This window comes from Desulfobacterales bacterium, assembly GCA_034520365.1.
GTDB lineage: Bacteria > Desulfobacterota > Desulfobacteria > Desulfobacterales > Desulfosalsimonadaceae > M55B175.
In genome coordinates this window covers 27,517-46,427 of record JAXHNP010000007.1, presented here as the reverse complement: position 1 = coordinate 46,427, position 18,911 = coordinate 27,517, and the positions used below count along the sequence as shown (strand labels likewise).

General features: G+C 50.8%; 16 protein-coding genes. 4 read left to right on the top strand and 12 right to left on the bottom strand.

Annotated elements, in window-relative coordinates; genetic code table 11:
• Positions 1-10 precede the first annotated feature (10 nt).
• The 3 genes from U5L07_14555 to U5L07_14545 form a co-directional block, all read right to left on the bottom strand.
• A complete protein-coding gene (locus U5L07_14555; GenBank protein ID MDZ7832965.1) occupies positions 11-592 on the bottom strand; it encodes a DUF4124 domain-containing protein in 582 nt (193 codons plus the stop codon).
• Between the two features lie 816 nt (positions 593-1,408).
• Entirely contained in the window at positions 1,409-1,621 is a 213-nt protein-coding gene (locus U5L07_14550) for a hypothetical protein (GenBank protein MDZ7832964.1), read from the bottom strand.
• A 525-nt stretch (positions 1,622-2,146) separates the two neighbouring features.
• Entirely contained in the window at positions 2,147-2,377 is a 231-nt protein-coding gene (locus U5L07_14545; GenBank protein MDZ7832963.1) for a type II toxin-antitoxin system HicB family antitoxin, read from the bottom strand.
• A gap of 327 nt (positions 2,378-2,704) precedes the next feature.
• Between U5L07_14545 and U5L07_14540 the strand changes: the two genes are divergently transcribed.
• Entirely contained in the window at positions 2,705-4,744 is a 2,040-nt protein-coding gene (locus tag U5L07_14540; GenBank protein ID MDZ7832962.1) for a penicillin-binding protein activator, read from the top strand.
• On the opposite strand, the gene U5L07_14535 is transcribed toward U5L07_14540, so the two are convergent.
• A complete protein-coding gene (locus U5L07_14535; GenBank protein ID MDZ7832961.1) occupies positions 4,741-6,069 on the bottom strand; it encodes an ATP-dependent 6-phosphofructokinase in 1,329 nt (442 codons plus the stop codon). The genes U5L07_14540 and U5L07_14535 overlap by 4 nt on opposite strands.
• 187 nt (positions 6,070-6,256) lie before the next feature.
• Positions 6,257-7,234: a KpsF/GutQ family sugar-phosphate isomerase gene (locus U5L07_14530; GenBank protein ID MDZ7832960.1), complete on the bottom strand. Its 978-nt coding sequence runs from the start codon at positions 7,232-7,234 to the stop codon at positions 6,257-6,259.
• Positions 7,235-7,627: 393 nt separating this feature from the next.
• Between U5L07_14530 and U5L07_14525 the strand changes: the two genes are divergently transcribed.
• Positions 7,628-7,906: a PxxKW family cysteine-rich protein gene (locus U5L07_14525; GenBank protein MDZ7832959.1), complete on the top strand. Its 279-nt coding sequence runs from the start codon at positions 7,628-7,630 to the stop codon at positions 7,904-7,906.
• Between the two features lie 115 nt (positions 7,907-8,021).
• On the opposite strand, the gene U5L07_14520 is transcribed toward U5L07_14525, so the two are convergent.
• From U5L07_14520 to U5L07_14505, 4 genes are all read right to left on the bottom strand, one after another.
• Positions 8,022-8,714: a lipopolysaccharide kinase InaA family protein gene (locus U5L07_14520; protein ID MDZ7832958.1), complete on the bottom strand. Its 693-nt coding sequence runs from the start codon at positions 8,712-8,714 to the stop codon at positions 8,022-8,024.
• Positions 8,711-9,766 (bottom strand): glycosyltransferase family 9 protein, encoded by a 1,056-nt coding sequence (locus U5L07_14515; protein ID MDZ7832957.1) that lies wholly within the window; start codon positions 9,764-9,766, stop codon positions 8,711-8,713. The genes U5L07_14520 and U5L07_14515 overlap by 4 nt, the downstream gene beginning before the upstream one ends.
• 304 nt (positions 9,767-10,070) lie before the next feature.
• Positions 10,071-11,264 (bottom strand): hypothetical protein, encoded by a 1,194-nt coding sequence (locus U5L07_14510; protein ID MDZ7832956.1) that lies wholly within the window; start codon positions 11,262-11,264, stop codon positions 10,071-10,073.
• Positions 11,254-12,582, bottom strand: coding sequence for a 3-deoxy-D-manno-octulosonic acid transferase (locus U5L07_14505; protein MDZ7832955.1), 1,329 nt, complete (start codon positions 12,580-12,582; stop codon positions 11,254-11,256). Before U5L07_14505 ends, U5L07_14510 begins: the two co-directional genes overlap by 11 nt.
• A 1,136-nt stretch (positions 12,583-13,718) precedes the next feature.
• Here U5L07_14505 and U5L07_14500 point away from each other — a divergent pair.
• Both U5L07_14500 and waaF read left to right on the top strand, forming a co-directional pair.
• A complete protein-coding gene (locus U5L07_14500) occupies positions 13,719-14,093 on the top strand; it encodes a DUF6165 family protein (GenBank protein MDZ7832954.1) in 375 nt (124 codons plus the stop codon).
• Between the two features lie 31 nt (positions 14,094-14,124).
• On the top strand, positions 14,125-15,144 hold the full coding sequence (waaF, locus tag U5L07_14495) for a lipopolysaccharide heptosyltransferase II (GenBank protein ID MDZ7832953.1): 1,020 nt from the start codon (positions 14,125-14,127) through the stop codon (positions 15,142-15,144).
• Here waaF and U5L07_14490 read toward each other — a convergent pair.
• From U5L07_14490 to U5L07_14480, 3 genes are read right to left on the bottom strand one after another with little or no spacing between them, the layout of a single operon-like run.
• Positions 15,134-16,171 carry a glycosyltransferase family 4 protein gene (locus tag U5L07_14490; GenBank protein MDZ7832952.1) on the bottom strand — a complete coding sequence of 346 codons (1,038 nt, stop codon included), beginning with the start codon at positions 16,169-16,171 and terminating at the stop codon, positions 15,134-15,136. The genes waaF and U5L07_14490 overlap by 11 nt on opposite strands.
• A 13-nt stretch (positions 16,172-16,184) precedes the next feature.
• A complete protein-coding gene (locus U5L07_14485; GenBank protein MDZ7832951.1) occupies positions 16,185-17,330 on the bottom strand; it encodes a glycosyltransferase family 4 protein in 1,146 nt (381 codons plus the stop codon).
• A complete protein-coding gene (locus U5L07_14480; protein ID MDZ7832950.1) occupies positions 17,330-18,385 on the bottom strand; it encodes an O-antigen ligase family protein in 1,056 nt (351 codons plus the stop codon). The genes U5L07_14485 and U5L07_14480 overlap by 1 nt, the downstream gene beginning before the upstream one ends.
• Positions 18,386-18,911: the final 526 nt, after the last annotated feature.

The window sequence follows — 18,911 nt, the reverse complement described above, 5'->3', positions numbered from 1 at the left end:
TAATCTGTTGTTATTCTCTGATCCGCTGGTTGTATTCCTCAATTTTTGATTTCAGGGCGCTTTCTTTTTCGTGGTACTGGTTGATTTTTTCGTTTAACGTCTGAACTTTTTGATTGTAGGCCTTGATTTCCTCGTCATCGCTCATTTCTTCGCGGGATGATTCGATCGCTTGCTTTTTTTCTAAAAGTGCCTCATATTGCTGATCAAGCTGTTCCTTTTTTTCGACCAGCTCTTCGCGCTGCCGGGTGAGCTGGTCACCGGCGGCCGATGAGGACTCTTTCTCTTCCGCGGCTTCGGTTTGCCCTGATGCCGTTTCCCCCGGCACCCTCTCCGCTGTTTGATCCTCAGCCGGGGCGGTTTGCCCGATGCTTTTCTCTTCCGTGCCTCCTGCCTGAGCAGGGCTGTCTTTCGGGGTTTCCGGATGAGCGTCAACCTGTGATTGATACGGCTCCGGAATTGTGCTGTAATCGTCTGTATAGTGCACAACTCCCTTGTCATCCGTATACTGGTAAAATTCCGCCTGCGCCGGCAATGTGAACCACAGGCAGGCAATGAGTGCTGTCAGGGTAATAAGGATATTTCGAATCTTCATTGGCTTGGCCCTTTTTGTTTAAGTGAGTATTCTATAATTTTATACCGGTTCCTTGAGCCAGGGTCAAGCAGCTTGACTCATGTTTCAGATTCCCCTGTAAAGAGCGCTTATGGGTATCAGGCGGATATCGTTTTCTTTGCGGTAGTGTGCCCGGAATAAAAAAGAAAGCGTTTAACCGGACGTTCCAGGCGGTCTGTAAACTGTTTCAGGTTTCGCCAGTCTTTGTCAGCAGCATACTTGACCGCTACCGTCAGGGGCGGGTGACGCTGGATTTCATCAATAATGGCCAGTTTTTCGAGACGCTGAATAAATCCTTCAGACAGCTTTTGTGTTCAGCTAACTTTAGCCATAGTTTAAACATGGTTTAAAAACAACATGGATATTTTAAAAGTCAAGATTGATTTCGGGAATTGTTTGGAGGGCCCGAGGATTTTTAGGAATCATTATAACCATGTATTTCGATGACCATAATCCGCCACATGAACCCTTAATTAATACCCCATTTCCTGGAGAATTTCCTTTATTTTTTTGGCGGAAATATCAGACTGATCTGATTTGGAATATATCGTGACTAAAAAGATTTTTTCCCTGGTTTTTAAGTAATAAATACACCGGTAGCCTGAACGCTTCCCTTTCTGGATATCGGAATTTTGTATCCTTACCTTGAAAACAGCTAAATTGACACCGGGAATCTGGTCACCCGGCAGGTTTCCGTTTTGCAGCTGATCTATAATCGGCTGAATATCAGATCGTATTGACCGATATTTTTTTGCCAAGGCTCTGAGATTTCTTTTAAATTCAAAGGTAAACGAGATCTCAGGCATCTATACCTTTCCAAAGTTCAGATACGGGCCTGGTATTGTTTTCCATCACATCACGCATTCCTTGCTTGAAACTTTCATCAGCCGGTTTCAAAATTCCCAAGCGAAATCCTTTCACAATTTCCAGAAGAGCTGGTAAATATTCCTCTGGAGTGGTGTCGATTTCCCGATAAAGTTCCTCAACGCAAGACGACTTTTGTTTGGCCATGGTTTTTTTCCTCCCTATGCAGATTTTATATTTTAATTATAAACATGATCATCCCGGCAAATCAAGCCAACAACTTCGTCTGCATTCAAATTCCCGGGACACCATACATGGAATTCGGGGGAGATTTTTCCGGGGACAGTATATTAATTTCGGGTAGCACCTGAGTGAATCTTGGTCAGCCAGTTGATTAAAAAATCCCTTACATCGTTTGATGCCCCTATCTTTTTTTAAAAAAGAATTGAGCATTCGCTGATACGACTTGCGCATCAATCAGCCGAATCCTTTCAAATCGTCCAGATCAAAATTTGTGCCTTTGAATTTTCTGTGGCAATAAAGCTTTCGATATCACCGACAGCCAAGTGTAGATGTTATGAAGGGATTAAAAGCGCTTAAGTTAATGACATTGAGTGGCGGGTTGCTTCTGTTTTTTTATGAATCAGATAAAAGCTAATCCAGAGTCAATTCGACTTTTTTTTCTGCCGCACGGCGGTAAAGCCTCGCTTCTCCAGAGCTCTGATTATCTCGCTAGCCTTGAGCATTGGCAGGGTCATGTTCAATGCTCACTTTTTGAACGCCGACAAACTCACCCTGGGCAAACGGCTCATCTTCAATGCAGAGTTCGATTACTTCCCGCATGTTTTTCATCAGCTCTTCAATGCTTTTGCCTTGAGAGTAACAGCCTTTCAATCCCGGAACCTCACCGACATAGAAGCCGTCTTCGTCTTTTTCTATGACCACATAAAATTCTTTGCTCATAATCTTTCTCCTGTTACCATTAAAATAAGGTGTTCAGGGGTAAATTGCAATCGCAATCCTTTTACATTCCCATAAGGGCAACCTAAGGTGGCCCCTACTGGATGGTGCCGTTATCGGAGAAATGCCGAGCATTTAAGTTGATGGCGCACACAATGTAGCGGAAGCCTTTAGGCTTCCATAACGGATAGCTACATTTCTTGACATCCCGGGCCCCCTGTTTTAAAGATTCGTATCAATGGCATATTTGAGGCATATTTGGCGATAATATCAACTCAGGCGGGCGTGGGGGCTGGCCTGAGGCATCCATAAAATGAGCATATTTCAGAAATGAAGCGATTATTCCTTGTATTGGCCTTAAGCGGGCTGCTTGCCTGCACCGCTTGTGTGCCCAAAGGGGTTGTGCCGGGGGTGTTTGAGAAGGAAAAGCCCGGGGCGGAGCTTTTGCGCAAAGCCGAGTCCAGTTTTAAAGAAGAGCGCTTGGATGCGGCGTTTTCCTTCTACCAGCAGTACATCTCTCAGTATCCGGACGGGGAAATGATGCCAAAGGCCCTTGTTCAGATGGGGATTATCAAAGGCCGGCAGGAAAAGTATGCCCAGGCGGTCTCGCATTTCAAAGAGGTAATGAATAAGCACCCCCAGTCAGATTATGCGGGGCAGGCCGGCGTAGAAATGCTTTCGGTTTTATACGATGCCGGGGATTTTGAGGCGGTTATCCGCCGGTCGGCCGCGGTTTTTTCGTATGAGCTTTCCCGGGAAGCATATGTCCGGGCCGGTTTGAGTGTCGGGGATGCGTATATGGCCCTGGATTTGCCCAGGGAGGCCTACTTTGCGTTTTTGAAAGCCTTTGACCGGGCCAAAAAGAAAAAGGCGGAAAAAGAAGTTTTGCCCCGGCTCAAAGCCGCGATCAGCCGGCTGTCCACGGAGACATTAAAGCCGGAGTTGGCCCGCCTGGATGGCCGCCCGCCCAGCGGTTATCTCACGTATCATATGGCAAAAAATTATGCGGATGTAGGAAATCTGGGGGATGCCATGGCCACATGGGCCGATTTTCTGGATCGCTACCCGGATCATGAACTGGCAGAGGCCGCAAAAGAGCGGCTGGAGGAGATCAAAGCCTCAGGCGCGGCCGATCAGATAAATATCGGCTGCCTTCTCCCGCTTACCGGCAGATACGCGGCTTATGGCAAGCAGGCGCTTCATGGCCTGGAAATGGCGCTTTCCATTTCCGGGCAAAACGCGTCGAGCCGGCCGATTCATTTGATTGTGGCAGACACCGCCTCGGATCCGGAGCAGGCCATAAAAGCGGTTGAGGAATTAAACGAAAAGCGGGTAACCGCAATTATCGGGCCGATTGCCACAAGTGAGGCGGCTGCAAAGGCCGCCCAGGAACACGGCATCCCCATTATTACGCTCACCCAGTCCTCAGGCGTCCCGGAGATCGGGGAGTTTGTTTTCAGAAATTTTATCACCCCTCAAATGCAGGTGCGCACGCTTGCCAGGTACGCAGCCGAAACCCTGGACATTGATCGCTTTGCGGTGCTTTATCCGGATGAGAATTATGGCGAGACATTCATGAACCTGTTCTGGGATGAGCTCCTGGCCAGAAAGGCGTCGGTGGTCGGGCTCGAGGATTACAACCCGGCGCATACGGACTTTTCCGATTCGATTAAAAAATTGGCGGGCCTTTACTATGACGTGCCCGCAGACATTGAAGCAAAAACCCGGATCGGACCGCTCGAATGGCAGCCGTCACCGTTTGAGGCATTGTGGGGAATCGGCTGGGAGGACAGCGGGCCTGATGCAGAAAGCCGCAATGAAGCGGGCCTCGCCCCGTATATTCGCGGCTTATTGGGTGATCGTATTTTAGACCCGGAGGAAGAGCCTGAACCCATTGTGGATTTTAAGGCCGTATTCATCCCGGATTCCCCGGAAAAGGCGGGCCTGATCATCCCGCAGCTGGCATATTACGATATTAATGAGGTTTATTTACTGGGTACCAACCTGTGGCATTCGGATCAGTTCATAGAGATGGCGCGCCGGTATGTTCAGGGCGCCATCTGTCCGTCCGGTTTTTATGCGGAAAGCCGCTCAGATGCGGTAAGGCGTTTTGTCGATGAATTTAGAAGGGTTTATGGGGAAGAACCTGATTTTTTTGAGGCCATCGGTTTTGATACGGCCATGATGCTGATCGATCTGCTGGATCGCTCCCCGTATTTCGGCAGGACCTATATCCGGGAGCAGCTCCCGGCAATGCCGCCCTACGACGGCATTACCGGCAAAACCCGGTTTGATGACACGGGTGAGGTGATTAAGGAATTGTATCTGTTGAAAGTGAGCGGGCGGCGGTTTGTTGAGATTAGTTTTTAATCATTCACCAACGCCCCCTGTCCGGTGGATTCCAGGACGGTCTGCCAGATTTTGCCGTGCGGGTCCACGTTTTTGCGCTCACCGGCGGTCAGCGGCATGGGCACGTTTACGAAAAAATTGTTCCAGAACCCGATAATCATGTTGGTTTTTCCGGCCATGCCGGCATGCACCGCATCCCGGCCCAGGAAGCTGCAATACACATGGTCATTGGCATTGGCCGGCAGGCTGCGGACCATGTAGCTCGGGTCAATATACTTAAGCGATATCTCCATGTTCCGGTCTTTAAAATACGCCTGAATCCGCTCCTTTAGGTAGACCCCGATGTCATAGAGCTTGACGTTTCCCGAGGGGTCGTACTTTTTTTCAGCCTGCTCAAAGAAGTTCTGCCCGGCGCCTTCAGCCACCAGGATAACCCCATGCTTCCTTGCTTTAAGACGCTTTTCAAGCTTGGTCAAGAGCCCCTTTTCCCCCTCAAGCTCAAATTTAATCTCCGGGATCAGGGCAAAATTGACATCCTGCTGGGCAAGCGCGGCGGTGGCCGCAATAAAGCCGGAGTGCCGGCCCATCAGCTTGATCAATCCGATGCCGTTGGGATAGCCCTCGGCCTCTTTATGGGCGCCCTTGATGGCTTCCGTGGCGATATCCACGGCCGTATCAAATCCGAAAGACTTTGAAACCATGTGAATGTCGTTATCAATGGTTTTGGGGATGCCGACCACCCCGATTTTTGCCCCCCGGCGATCAATTTCCTCGACAATGCGGGTGGCCGCCTTCAGGGTCCCGTCTCCGCCGATCATAAAGAGAATGCCGATGTTTAGGCGTTCCAGGCAGTCCACGACCGCCTCGATATCCTGCGGCCCCCGGGATGAGCCAAGAATCGAGCCGCCCATTTCATGGATGTGGACCACCTTATCCGGATTCAGTTCCACGAGATCGTGCATATAGTCCGGGATAAAACCCTGGAGGCCGTATCTGATGCCGTAGATATGGCGGACGTGATAGCGGTAATGGAGCTCAAGCACCACCGCGCGGATCACGTTGTTAAGCCCCGGGCATAAGCCTCCGCAGGTAACCAGCGCGCATTTGAGCTTGCTCGGATCAAAAAAGATTTTTTTCCGCGGGCCGGCCAGTTCAAAAGAGGGCGGGGCATGGCCTTCCTGGATCATTTTGTTGATGTCCGCGGCATTGACATCAAGGAGGATGCGGTCATTGTCGTCTTTAAAGATCTTGGGACTCGTGCCGTCCATCTCGCTTAGAATCGGCGAGTTTATCTTGGCTTCGCCCAGGCTTTGAATTTCTGTATTGGCATCGCTGAATTTAGACATAAGTTTGCCTCAATATGATTTTTGAATTTATGTCCCGAATTTATCGGGATACTTGTTAAACTTAAATATTTAATGGGCCTATTGCAAACAGAACGGCCAACTTATTTTCAGGCAGGCACAGTGGCCTGCCCTTCTACGCTACGCATGGGCAAAAAATCGTAGGGTCGGCCACCGTGCCGACCTTTGCCTATGCCCCGCCGTTGAATTTAATGGCGCCTTTGCCCAGGATATCGTGCAGATGGAGGATGCCGGCCACCCGGTTGTCCCTGTCAACAACCGGCAGAACCGTAATTTGGTGGGCTTCCATGATATAGAGGGCATCATAGAGCGGCGTGGTCTGGGTTACCCGCTTGGGGTCTTTAATCATCAAATCCTCCACCGGATGATTGGGGATTTCCGTCCGATTGACCACCATGCGGCGGACATCGCCGTCCGTGATGATGCCGCTTAACTCATCCTGATCGTTTAAAATAATCACCAACCCCAGGCGCTTGTGATCCAGCACCGTGAGCGCCTCATGGATATCCGTGCCTTCATATACCCGGGGAACCGCATCGCCTGTCAGCATGACTTCCTGGGCATTAAAGGAAAGCCGTTTGCCCAGCGAACCGCCGGGGTGGAATTTGTGAAAATCCTGGGCGGTAAATTTTCGCTTGTCGATCAGCACCACGGCCAGGGCATCGCCCATGGCGAGCTGGGCGGTGGTGCTGACGGTCGGCGCCATGTTAAGGGGACAGGCCTCGGCCTCCACGCCCACATCGATCACCAGGTCACTTTCCTGGGCCAGGGTGGAATGGGGATTTCCGGTAAACGCGACAATCGGGCAGCCCGCGCTTTTTATGCTGGGCAGCAGGATGTTTAACTCGTCGGTCTCCCCGCTGTTGGACAGGGCAATGAAGATGTCATCGCCGGATACCATGCCTAAATCCCCGTGCATGGCTTCCACCGGATGCAGAAAAATGGCCCGGGTGCCGGTGCTGTTTAAGGTGGCCACGATTTTTCTGCCGATGATTCCGGATTTGCCGATGCCCGCGATAAGCACCCGGCCGCGGGATTGATAAATCATGTCCACGAGCCGGGTAAAGTTTTCATCAATGCGCTCGGCCAGCTTGAGAATGCCGTCAGCCTCTAATTTTAGAACGTTTTTGGCCTGCTGCAGAATCATTTATATCTCTTTGAGTTTACGGTTCAAGGTTCACGGTTCAAGGTTCACGGTTCACAGTTCACGGTTCTATGTTCACGGTTCTATGTTTAAAAGACTCAGTGCCTTTGGCTTTGGAAACGGCCTATAAAAAAGGCGATTTCCTTTAAAATTTCTTTGCTGCCTGTTTTTCTACACGGGTTTTGGGTTTGGTACAAGGCCTGTTTTGGCTGGAATGTAAAATTTAGGTAAAAATATACAAAAAAAGATTGACACTGAGATGTCCTTGGATTATTTTTCATCTTTTAAATTTTAGTTGATACGGTGGTTGACAGGTTTAAAACTTTTTGACGGCGCCGGCAGGTTATGCTTTCCGGCGTCGTCGTTTATTATTAAGCATATGAAGGGGGAAAACCAATGAAATGCACAACAGTAAGAAAAGGTGAAGAATGTCCATTCATGACAGCCAACGGCTGCTCATTCAACGGCGGTTCCTGCTATGAAATCCTTGAGTCCTGCAGCGGATGCAGCCGCAGCAAGGCGTATGAAGGCGGCTGGTTCTGCACCGTGGCGCCGGACCCAACCATCAAGTGGAAAAACGGCAACTGCAATCTGGCCACCCACGTGGCAATGGAAAGCTCGGAAAAAGCCCAGAAAATCAATCCGATCAAAGCCTCAAAACGGATGAAAAAGTAATTTCGCCCCCCTATGGGCGTAATTGTCATTATCGAGCGTCAGCGAGAAATCTTTTTATTCCATGAATTTTAAGATTTCTCGTCGCTGACGCTCCCCGAAATGACAAGGCGGAAGCCTACACCCTACACCCTACCCCTCTCTGAAACGATTCATTCAATTCTTCGGGCAGCCCGTACTTGGCCACCGCCCGCTGCCACCTTCGGCAATAACGTAGTGCCAGTTGTTCAGTCGATTGCCTGGTGATCCGGGCTTTGTCAAAATCAATAATGTAAACCCGGTTTTCGGCATCCAGCAGGACATTTCCGGGATGCAGATCCACGTGAAGGATGCGGTGGCGGATCAGGCGGTTGATATGCGCCGCGGTCCGGGAAACGGCATCGCCGGGCAGATTTGCCGGGTTTAGGGCGGCATCGGCAAGGCTGCGGGCGGCCGGCAGTTCTTTGGTAACAAGCCAGGCATGGTAGAAAAGCCTTCCCCTGGTGGCAAAGGCGACCGGTTCCGGGGCGTTGACCCCGATTTGCCGCACGTAATCAAGCCGCATAAATTCCGCCTGGCTGCGCGGCATGCCCGTGTTTATATAGGTCCGCCGGTTGAAATGCCGGAGTATTCCGCCCCGGTGATACGGCTTAATCACCACCCGGCCGATACCCGGCAGTTCTTCTGAAAGAATACGGGTGCGGCCGCCCAGGGTCCCTTGGGCGGGCTGCCGATCCATGCTGAAACAACTTATCAGCCTCTCCATCTGGGCTTCGGTCAAGCCTTCCGCAGAGCCGAACCGGTATGCCCGGTGTTTCTGAAATACTGTCATAACCGGTTTTCACCATGCAGCGGATCAGCGGGATAAGCCTTAAGGCCGTATTCGATTTTTTCAATCACCGCTTCCGGGTAAATGGTATGCATCCGGCCGGGTTTGGTCCGCCGGGTAATCGGGGCGTCGTAAGCCTCGTCTTCATTGTATTGGTCAATCAAGAGATCCCGGAATTTATAGGGACCGCACCGTTTTGGGTTGGAATGGCCGTAAAGGCCAATGGTTGGCGTATCAAGGGCCACGGCAATATGCAAAGGGCCGGTATCCGGGGATATGACCATTCGGCAGCCGTCCAGCTGGAGCATGGTATGCCGGATGGGTTTTTCAAGTGCGACAATGGGCCGGCATTGGCACAAAGATAGAATTTCGTCGGCAATCCGCCTCTCTTTTTCACTGGGGCCGCCGATTATCATGGGCTTTAGATCCAGGCGCTGATCCAGTTCATCCATCACCTTGGCGTAAAACGCCGGCGGCCAGTCCTTCTCCGGGTGGGCCGAGGCAATCACAAAGCCGATAACCGGTCTTTGGGTGTCGGCAAAAAACTGGTTCTGCCAGGCGCGCTCCGCCTCGGTAAAGCGGAAATTCCATTTAAGCGGATAATCTTTTATGCTCAGGTATTCGATAAATTCAAAAAATTGATCCTGCACATGCTGCATGGGGCGCGCCAGGATGTGCCGGTTGGTAACAAGATAGAGAAGCTCCCGGGAGCGGTGCCAGTCAAAGCCGAGTTTGATTTCTGCCCGGCATAAAAAGGTCAGGAGGCTCACCTTGGCGCTTGCCTGCGGGGCGATCACCAGGTCAAATTTTTCCCGCCTCAGCTGCTGGATAAGCGCGCGCCATTGCCCCATGTTCCCCTTGCGGTCAAAGGTGATAAACCGGTCAATCCCCGGCTGTTCCTTAACCATTTCATAGGGGATTGTCTGCAGCACCCATGTGATATGGGCATCCGGATAGCCGTGCCGCAGGGCGTTCATCATGGCCAGGGCATGCACGGTATCCCCGATGGCGGATGTCCGGATCAGGCAGATGCGTTTGGCTTCAATATAAGGCATGGTCCTTTTTTAGGGATTTTGCCGCGCAAAATCAATGAATTTGATGCAAACATGCAATACTCAACATTCAGCTCTGGGAGATCGAGGACCTAATCCGGGCCAAGGGGGTCGAAAAATCGTTTGACGACGATTTTATCTCGCTGGCCGGAAGCGTATATTTCAGAAACGATGAACGGCAGATCAACCTGAAATTTGGCTCGAACCTGGTGGAAGAAAAACAGTACACTTCTTATTAAAAAGCGCTATGTCTTTCCGAATGGAAGATCGAGGCGGCTTTTAAAAATTTGAAACGCTCAATTTGGGTTCAGTATACGCCGGAGAGCATCTTTTCCTTGTCAAGGGGGGAAACGTTTTCCACGATCCATTCCCTGAATTTTTTCCCTGCCGGCAGGGTCTGTTTATAGCTCATAATCTCCGGTTTTATACCCAGGTCTTCCGCGATTTTAGATATCATTACCGGCCAGATGGTGCCGATATCGCCTATTACCGGAAGACTGCCCGGTATCCGGGCAAATCCGGACATCTCCATGCGGAAAGGGGTTTTCATGGTAACGGTTTTGGGCAGGCCCTGGTCAATTGCCGTGGAAACGTCTCCTGATTGCCGCTCCTTTTTCCAGGCCATTTCCAGGTTCGGATCCAGATCAATCCGTATGATGTTTTTATCCTTCAGGCTGTAAGTCCATTCCCCCTGCCAGTCAGCCCAGATGCCGTGGCCGGTATAGAGCTCAAACGGGCCGTCGTGTATTTCCTGGGTCAATGCAACTGCCGATTCGATAATAACGTCTGCATCCCCCATCATGCGGGCCAGCCGGCTGCACCGATTTGAAACCGAGATGCTGTCTCCGATGGCAAGCCCGACCTCTCCGCCGCCTATCAACTGGGGAATTGTGACAAGCACGGGAACGCCCATGGCAGCTCCCGCCCCTATCATGGTATACGGATCTGCGCCCAAACCGGCGATTTCCTCGAACGGACGTCCGCATCGTTTTGCAAGAGCCAACACGTCCCTTGCCAGTCGCTCGGTGCGAAAGCCCGTGGGATAGGCCATGTTGCCGGCAACCTTGATGATTTCGTTTCCTTCTGCTTCTGTCATCCGTCGGAACAAGTCTTCATCCAGCACCAGTTCCTGCTGGTACTGCGCAAATTGACTGTCATCCAGAAGGCTGACCTCCATTTTACCGTCCAGCGGAAGCTTGTCCGGGGCAAAGCCCAGGGAACTGCCCTCCACCCGTTTTACCTTTTCAAGGGTTCCGGCCATTTCATGGGCGATAACCGCCGAGCTTGTTGAAACCCCGTCAATTAATCCCCTGTAAATCAGTTCAGCCACCAGGGTGGTTATGCCTTCGTGGATATTGGGGCCGCTGCCCAGAACCGCAACCACCCTGCCGCCCCGCTTTTTGGCCCTGACCGCCATTTTTGCGGCTTCTTCTACACTGGATCTGATTTGAGGGTCAAGGTCCTGCTCCATTGTTTTTACGGCTTCATGGTCAATCTGCATTTTCGACTTCCCCCTGTTTGCCTGTTAATAATTTTTCAATATATGATGCATGGATATCAGCAGCGCCCCGGTGTTTGAAAACGGCTTTTCTGGCATTCTCCCCCATGGACTGCAGTTGTTTCGGATCTTTTAACAGTTGTGTTATCGTTGCTGCCATCGCCTCTGAATCGGACACAGCTGCCCCGCCGCCTTCTGCCTCAAGCATTTCCACTGCATCTGTGAAATCTTCCATTGAAGGACCGTAAAGCACGGGCTTTCCCCAGGCTGCTGGCTCGAAGGGGTTCTGCCCCCCGAGCGGCACAAGGCTTGCACCGCAGAAAACCACCGTGGCGGTGCTGTAGGTGTCAAACAGTTCTCCAAAGGTGTCGACAATCACGATTTTTGCCCTGCGAAGATTTTCCTTGTCTCCGATGCGCGTCCGAAACTCGCAGGAATGCCCTTTTCGGTTTATAAGGGTTGCTATGGCCCCGGCTCTTTCAATATGCCTGGGCGCGATGACAAGGATGGCTTCAGGAAAGATTTTCAATATCTTCTCATAGGCATCAAGGATGATTTCCTCTTCGCCTTCCCGGGTGCTGCCGGCCACAAGCACCTGAGCGTTTTCCGGCAGATCCAGGATCTGCCGCATTCTTGCTTCTGCATCCGGGTCAAGGGCCGCGGCAATTTTTTCGTATTTGGCATTGCCGCTTGCCACCGCCTTTTTAGGATGTGCGCCCAGGGCAATTATCCGTTCCCTGTCTGCGGGCTGTATCATGCTGAAAATGTCAAAACATGCCAAAACCTGTTTTAAAAGGGGACGCATGCGGCGATAGGATGGAAAAGATCTGGGGGAAATCCTGCCGTTTAGCATTGCTACGCGAGCCCCTGCCCGCCGGGCCTCGAAAACCCATGCCGGCCAGATCTCGGTTTCGATAAATATCACGGCCCGGGGCCGGATCCTTGACAAGGCCGGGCGGAGACAAAAGATGAGATCCAGCGGCGCGTAAACAACGGGTATATTTTCCGGATCAAGGGTTTCGGCAAGTTCTCTGCCGTGTTTGGTCGTGGTGGAAAGCAGCACGGAGCATTCCGGCATCCTTTTTTTCAGGGCAGCAATTACAGCATCGGCCACCCTGACCTCGCCCAGAGATACGGCATGAATCCATATCCGCGGATGTCCCTGAAGTTTTTCAAGACATCTCCCGGGAATCCGCCCCAGGCGTTCTTCCAGGTGGTCGCTGTATTTGCCGGTGATCCTGGCATATATCAGAGCAAAGGGCAGGGCGAGGAAAAATACGAAGCTGGCAAGTACTGTGTATCCGGTATAAAAAAGATTCATTGTTTCTTTTCTGGGCGGTTTATTTTACAGGTGATAAGAATTTTAAAAAGCGCATCAAATCCAGTTTTCATTCGCCGCTTTTATCATAATTGCACTTGAAATCAAGAGTTCAAAACTATATGGTCTGCCATTAAAAATCAATGGATTCATTTCGGATGCTTCCGGAAGATTTTTTACCTCCCGTTTTATAATTTCCGAATTTTTCGGCTCATTCGTCTGTAATGCAAATTGCTGAAAAGCCGGATGGCCCTGTGCCGGACAGCATTGCCTTTCAAAACGCGAAAATAGGTTTTATTAAAAAGCATGTAAAGGGTGTCGTCATCTCGAAAAGTATGATGGTGTATTCGGGCCAGTTCTTTGCCTAAATAATAAACCATAGCGGGATTTTTTGGATTCAGTAATACGGAGCGGCCGAAATCAATGAAAAGGATTTTTCCATCTGGTGTTTTAATGAAGTTTTCCGGGGTAGGATCCCGGGTGATTACTCCCCGATTGTGAATCCGAGCCATGATTTTTGCCAAAGGCTTTATATCCGAAAAGAAAAATTGTTTTACGGATTGGCCGTCGATAAATTCACGGGCGTAAATAATTTCTGTGCCCCCCCCTCCTGTTTTTTTGACGAACCCATATGAAGTAGGCACAGGCAAGCCCTCGAGTCTTTTAAGTGCATTGTGCTCGAGTGCCCATACCCGGCGCATGTCGGGAAACAGGGCTGTTTTGCGGAACCGCTTTTCGATGACCCGGTCATAGCGATACACTTCAGTAATCAAATTTTTTTTTCTTTTTTTGTGGATGAGAAGAAGGTCTTTTTCGGAAGAATTTATCATAATAATAGAAGAAAATCCTTTTTATGCGATATTTTGGTTTATTTGGAAGTATCTCGAGGACCTCGAATTACTGATCCTGAACATGACCCATGGGGCGCGGGGGTGAAAAAGGTGAGCAGGCATATTTTCTTCACATTCAACTTCGGCATGGGCTTTTTTCAACCCTTGGGACGGTCCTATGGGATGGGCCGCCGATTGCTTGAAAAGATATTGTGCTTGCAATTAAATTTGCAAAACTATATGGTTTTGAAAAAAAAATCAATGGCTTTGTTGAACCCGGTACCGGCTGTGCGCGGAAAGGAAAAGACGATGAAAGTCGATGTCTCCATCGGCGAACTGGTCGACAAGGTGACCATTCTTGCCATTAAATCCGAACGGATTTCGGATCCGGAAAAGCTCAAAAACATCCGCAGGGAATTCGAAATATTGCATTCAGAAATGCATTCGGCGGGAATCGATGTACAAAGCCCGGAATACGGAAGGCTTTACGAAATCAATACCCGGCTTTGGGAAATCGAGGACGCAATCCGCGATAAAGAAGCGGCGGCAAGTTTTGACAGGGAATTCATCGCACTTGCCCGAAGCGTGTATTTTAACAACGATGAGCGGGCCGCGGTAAAACGGGAAATCAACTTGAAATTCGGCTCGGATCTGGTGGAAGAAAAACAGTACACTTCATATTGAACAGCCCCGCGCCTGTTAATTGAAAGACATCATGAAGATATTGGTGGTTGCGCCGTCCTGGGTCGGGGACATGACCATGGCGCAGAGTCTGTTTAAAAAATGCCGATCGGATTGGCCCGGCGCCGTTATCGATGTGGTCGCGCCGGAGTGGTCTCTGCCGCTGCTGTACCGGATGGCCGAGATCCGAAACGCCGTTGCCCTGCCGGTCGGGCACGGCCAATTGCGCTTCTTCAAGCGCCTGGCCGTCGGCCGCGCCCTCCAGGCGGAAGGCTATGATTGGGCCATTATCACGCCGCGCACTTGGAAATCCGCCTTGGTTCCCTTTTTTGCCGGGATTCCGAAGCGTACCGGGTACACAGGGGAGTGGCGATTTGGCTTGCTTAACGACCGGCGCCGCCTGGACAGGGCGAAACTGGATAAGACGATTTTGCGGCTGCTGGCTTTAGCCCAGGAGAGACACGCCCCTTTGCCCCCGGCAGTCGAGTTTTATCCGGCATTGACCGTGGACAGGGAAAATCAGCGGCAACTGAAAAAGGATCTCAACTTGGCCGCCGTTCGACCTGTGGTGTGTTTTTGCCCCGGAGCGGAATATGGGCCGGCCAAGCAATGGCCGATACCGTTTTTTCAGCGGCTGGCGGAGATGCTAATCGATGCCGGCTACCAGGTGTGGACCCTTGGCTCGGGAAAAGAAGTGTCGCTGGGCAAAGCCATCCATCCCGGCAAAAATCCGTGGTATCATAACCTCTGCGGGAAAACCCGCCTGGAGGATACCATCGATTTGATGGGCTGCGCTGACCATGTTGTTTCCAATGATTCCGGCCTGATGCACGTGGCGGCGGCGATAAACCTCCCGCTGCAGGTGATCTATGGTTCCAGCAGTCCGTCATATACGCCGCCGCTTTCCACCAAAGCCCGCATTCATTGCCTGGGGATTGAATGCTCGCCGTGCTTTAAAAGAAAATGCCCCTATGGGCATTACAACTGTTTATACGGGATTTTTCCGGAACAGGTGTACCAATCCATTGTGGCGGATCAACACATCAACCCGTGATTTCCTTGTAAAGATTCAGGTAGGATGCTCCGATATGATCCGCCGAATACCGGCGGGCGGTTTGAAACCCGGCCTCCGCCATGGCGCGGCGTTTTTCCATGTCTGCATACAGAATCTCAATGGCCTCGGCAATGGCCCGGCTGTTTGCCGGCGGCACCAGCCATCCGTTTTCGCCATGGGTTATCATATCCGGAATGCCGCCCACCGTGCTGGCAATCACCGGCACACGGTAGTCCATGGCATCCAGGATGATCGAGCCCAGCCCCTCTTTTAATGACGGCAGCATCAGTATGTTCATTACGGCCAGGTAGTCGCCCACATTGCCCTTAAAACCGGCAAATTCAATGTTGCTAAGTCCCTCAGCCGCCGCCTGGAAAATCGGTTTATCTTTTCCCTCGCCCAGGAAAATAAAATAAAGCTCCGGAATTTTATTCATTAAATCCCGGGCCGCCTCAATCACATAGCGCTGCCCCTTGTCCTTGTTCACCAGGGCGCCGATGTGGCCAATGACGAATTTACCTTGATATTGTTTTTTTAATTCAGCGACATTTCCAGGATCAAACGGCAGATCCGATTTGGCACTCGGAATAATCCTGATTTGATCTAGAACCGGATCATAGGCCTCAATCTGTGCTTTCACCGCAGATGAAAGCGCCACCACCGCATGCGCCTGCCGGTATACCGATCGTGTCAACGGGTTCCGGGACAAGGGGTTTAAGACCCGGCGGGTGATCACATAGGGCGTTTTTTTGAAAATACGCCGGATATAGGCCCAGTAGGCGCCCTTGGCCTCGTGGGCATGACAGAGATCAGCGGCTTGCCGATGCTTGAAATGGCCGTGCACATAGTGATTGGCGGGAATAAATGACAGGCCCGGGGTGTCCATCAGATATTGTCTGAGCGGCGAGTCGGTTCGGCAGACCAGGTATTGGGGAATGGATTGTTTGGACAGGTACTGGATCAAGAGTGCGGTCTGCCGCTCGCCGCCCCGAAACCCTCTGGCCAGATTGATATGGGTGATCCGCACGATGGCTCCGCCTTTAATGATCTGATGTGTCTTTCACCAGCGCATCCAGCATCTGATACGTCTTTTCAATGGTATGCCGGATGTTGAAATCATTGATGATCCGTTGCCTTGCGCCTTGCCCCATGGCTGAGCGTTTTTCCGGGTCCCGGTAGAACATCTCAATCGCCCGGCCAATGGCCCGGCCGTCCCGGGCCGGGACCACCCGCCCGCTTATGCCGTCCTCTACAATTTCGGAATTTCCGCCGGCGTTGGTCACAATGGCCGGCACGCCCCGTGACATGGCCTCGATCGTTGCCCGGGAAAGCCCTTCCCGGGCGGTGGCCGGCATCACGTAAACATGGCAGGCCGCGGTAATCGCCCTGGCATCCCAACGGTATCCGGTCAAATGGATTCGGTCTTTGAACGGGCTGGCCGCAATTTGGCGGTGCAGTTTCTTATCCGCTTCCAGATCGCCCACCAATAAAAAGTGGATAGGCGCCTCCCTGGGCAGCCAGCGGGCGGCCTCAATCAAGTATTTAAGGCCTTTATGCGGCCGGCTCCGGCCGATACAGCCCACCACAAAGGCATGCGGCGGAATCCCGAATTCACTTAAGTCATGGGGCGGCTGTTCATACCACTCCGGGTTGTGTCCCTTGTGGATAGTCATCAGCTGTTCGGGCTGGAAGCCCCACCACAGGCATTTTTTTTCAAGAAAGTATTGCCTGACCGCTTCGGAGACGCAGATGATCCGGTCGATCCGGGGATGGAGGAAGGTGATCCAGCAGCCGGGGGACAAGTAGCTGATGTTGCCGACGGTGCCGCGGTAGCAGACGATTTTTACCGGAATCCGGCGTGTGGCAAACAGGGCATTGGACAGGGTTTTGTTGTTAAACGCATAGATGGCGTCATAGGGCTTGGCCGACAGCTGATCCCGGATAAACCGGATGCCCGCCGGGTCGATCCGGCCGGTAAACCCCCGCGGCAAAACCGGCACGCCGGAGGCCTCAAGCCGTTTGAAATTCGGGCCATGGGGATTGCAGATGACGTCAATGGCCACCCCTTTTTGCCAGAGCCCGATGAACAGCTCGGTTTCAACCCGATCATTGCAATTGACGATGCAGAGCAGGCGCATTGGTTTCACTGATGAGCTGGTCCCGGTTTTCAAGTGTTTTTTAATCATTATGCGCACTTTTCGTGCTTGATGATTGTAAATAGCGTCGCCAATAATATAATGTAGATAGCAATAAAAATATTTTTGTAAAAAATACACGTGGTCAAGGAAAAAACCAGGAATGCACTGATCAGACTCAGTCCTGAAAATGCGGTATCAACCATGTGGGGATTATTGTAATGCTGCCTGATTGTCGGGATTAGTATGGTTAGTGGCGTAAAAAGGATCGCAATCAATGCGATGGGACCGAGAATGCCATAACTGACAAGGAACTCAAGGAACATATTGTGCAGATGGGGCGCTTTGAGTCCCGTATTTTTGCGGAGTTCCGGGATGAATTGGTCTTTGCCGGCGCCAAACAATGGATGCTTTTTATATATCTTCCAGCCTTCAGTCCATACGCGGAGTCGGTACGCTTCTTCTCCCTGGAGCTTTTCTCTTTCGCCGGAAAAAAACTGTCTGGCATCGTGCAGGCTATCGCGAAGCCGGTCATCGACAGAGACGCTTGATAATTGAAAATAGGCAACCGATGGTATCAAAATTAGCAATATGGCAATAATGCGGTATATCCAGGTATATTTGAAGCTGCCCAGTTGAATTAGGAATAAAAGGGTTAAAATGGGAATGAGGAATAGTGTCCCCCTTGTACCGGATAGGAACGCCACAAGAATACTGCCAATTACAGCCAATAATGGAATGATAATGAGCAGGGGATGACGGCGATAGAAATAGCGGATTCCGGATAATGCCATAAACGCGCAAACAAGCGTCAGATTGCCAAACGCGATGGGATTGTAGGGGCCGGTTATCCGATTGCCGGAGGCCAGCATATGGGCCTGTATCAGCGCATAACCAACCGAGCAGAGGGCTCCGGCAGCAAGACCGTACCAAAACACCCATTTCTTCATGCCGGTCCAGTGGATAAGGAGATAATAAATCGGAATAAAGCCGAGCAAACGGCTTTCATGGTCCAGTTCCCAGTCCAGGGTCATTCCTTCTCTAAGTAATCCGTTTGCCAGAAAAAATATTAAACACATGAAAAAATAACCGGCAAAAGCAGCCATAATAATTTTTTCATTTCGATCAAAAACCGGCCGGGATTTGCGGTTTAACCAGGCAACGATGCCAAATAACACCAGGATCGCAAATATTATACTGCCGCCGTGTTCTAACAGATTGGCCGCTGCCGGCAATATAAATATCAGGATGTATGTAAGGACTCGAACGTAATTTGTCATGCTTTAAAAGAGCGGCTTATTTTCGGCGCCCAAGTTAATCTGTATATCCAAATTTTTCCATCGTGTCTCCGGCAATCTGCCAAAATTGTTCTTTCCAATACGACGGCCACTGATCATAGTCGGGAAAAAAATTTATTTTGGTTTTATTGACTTTTTGCCGGAGGAAGTTGTCGACATCTTTTTTTGAATATTCAATGTTATCGAATTTATTTAGAATGTTATAGACAGCCATGTTGTTTCCGGAAAAAATATCTTCAAATTTTAAAAAAAGATCCGGACTTTTATGCAGTGCATATTCATTGACGGTTTTCCAATACCAGCTCAATTTTTGTAGCGGGTTCCACTCGCCCCA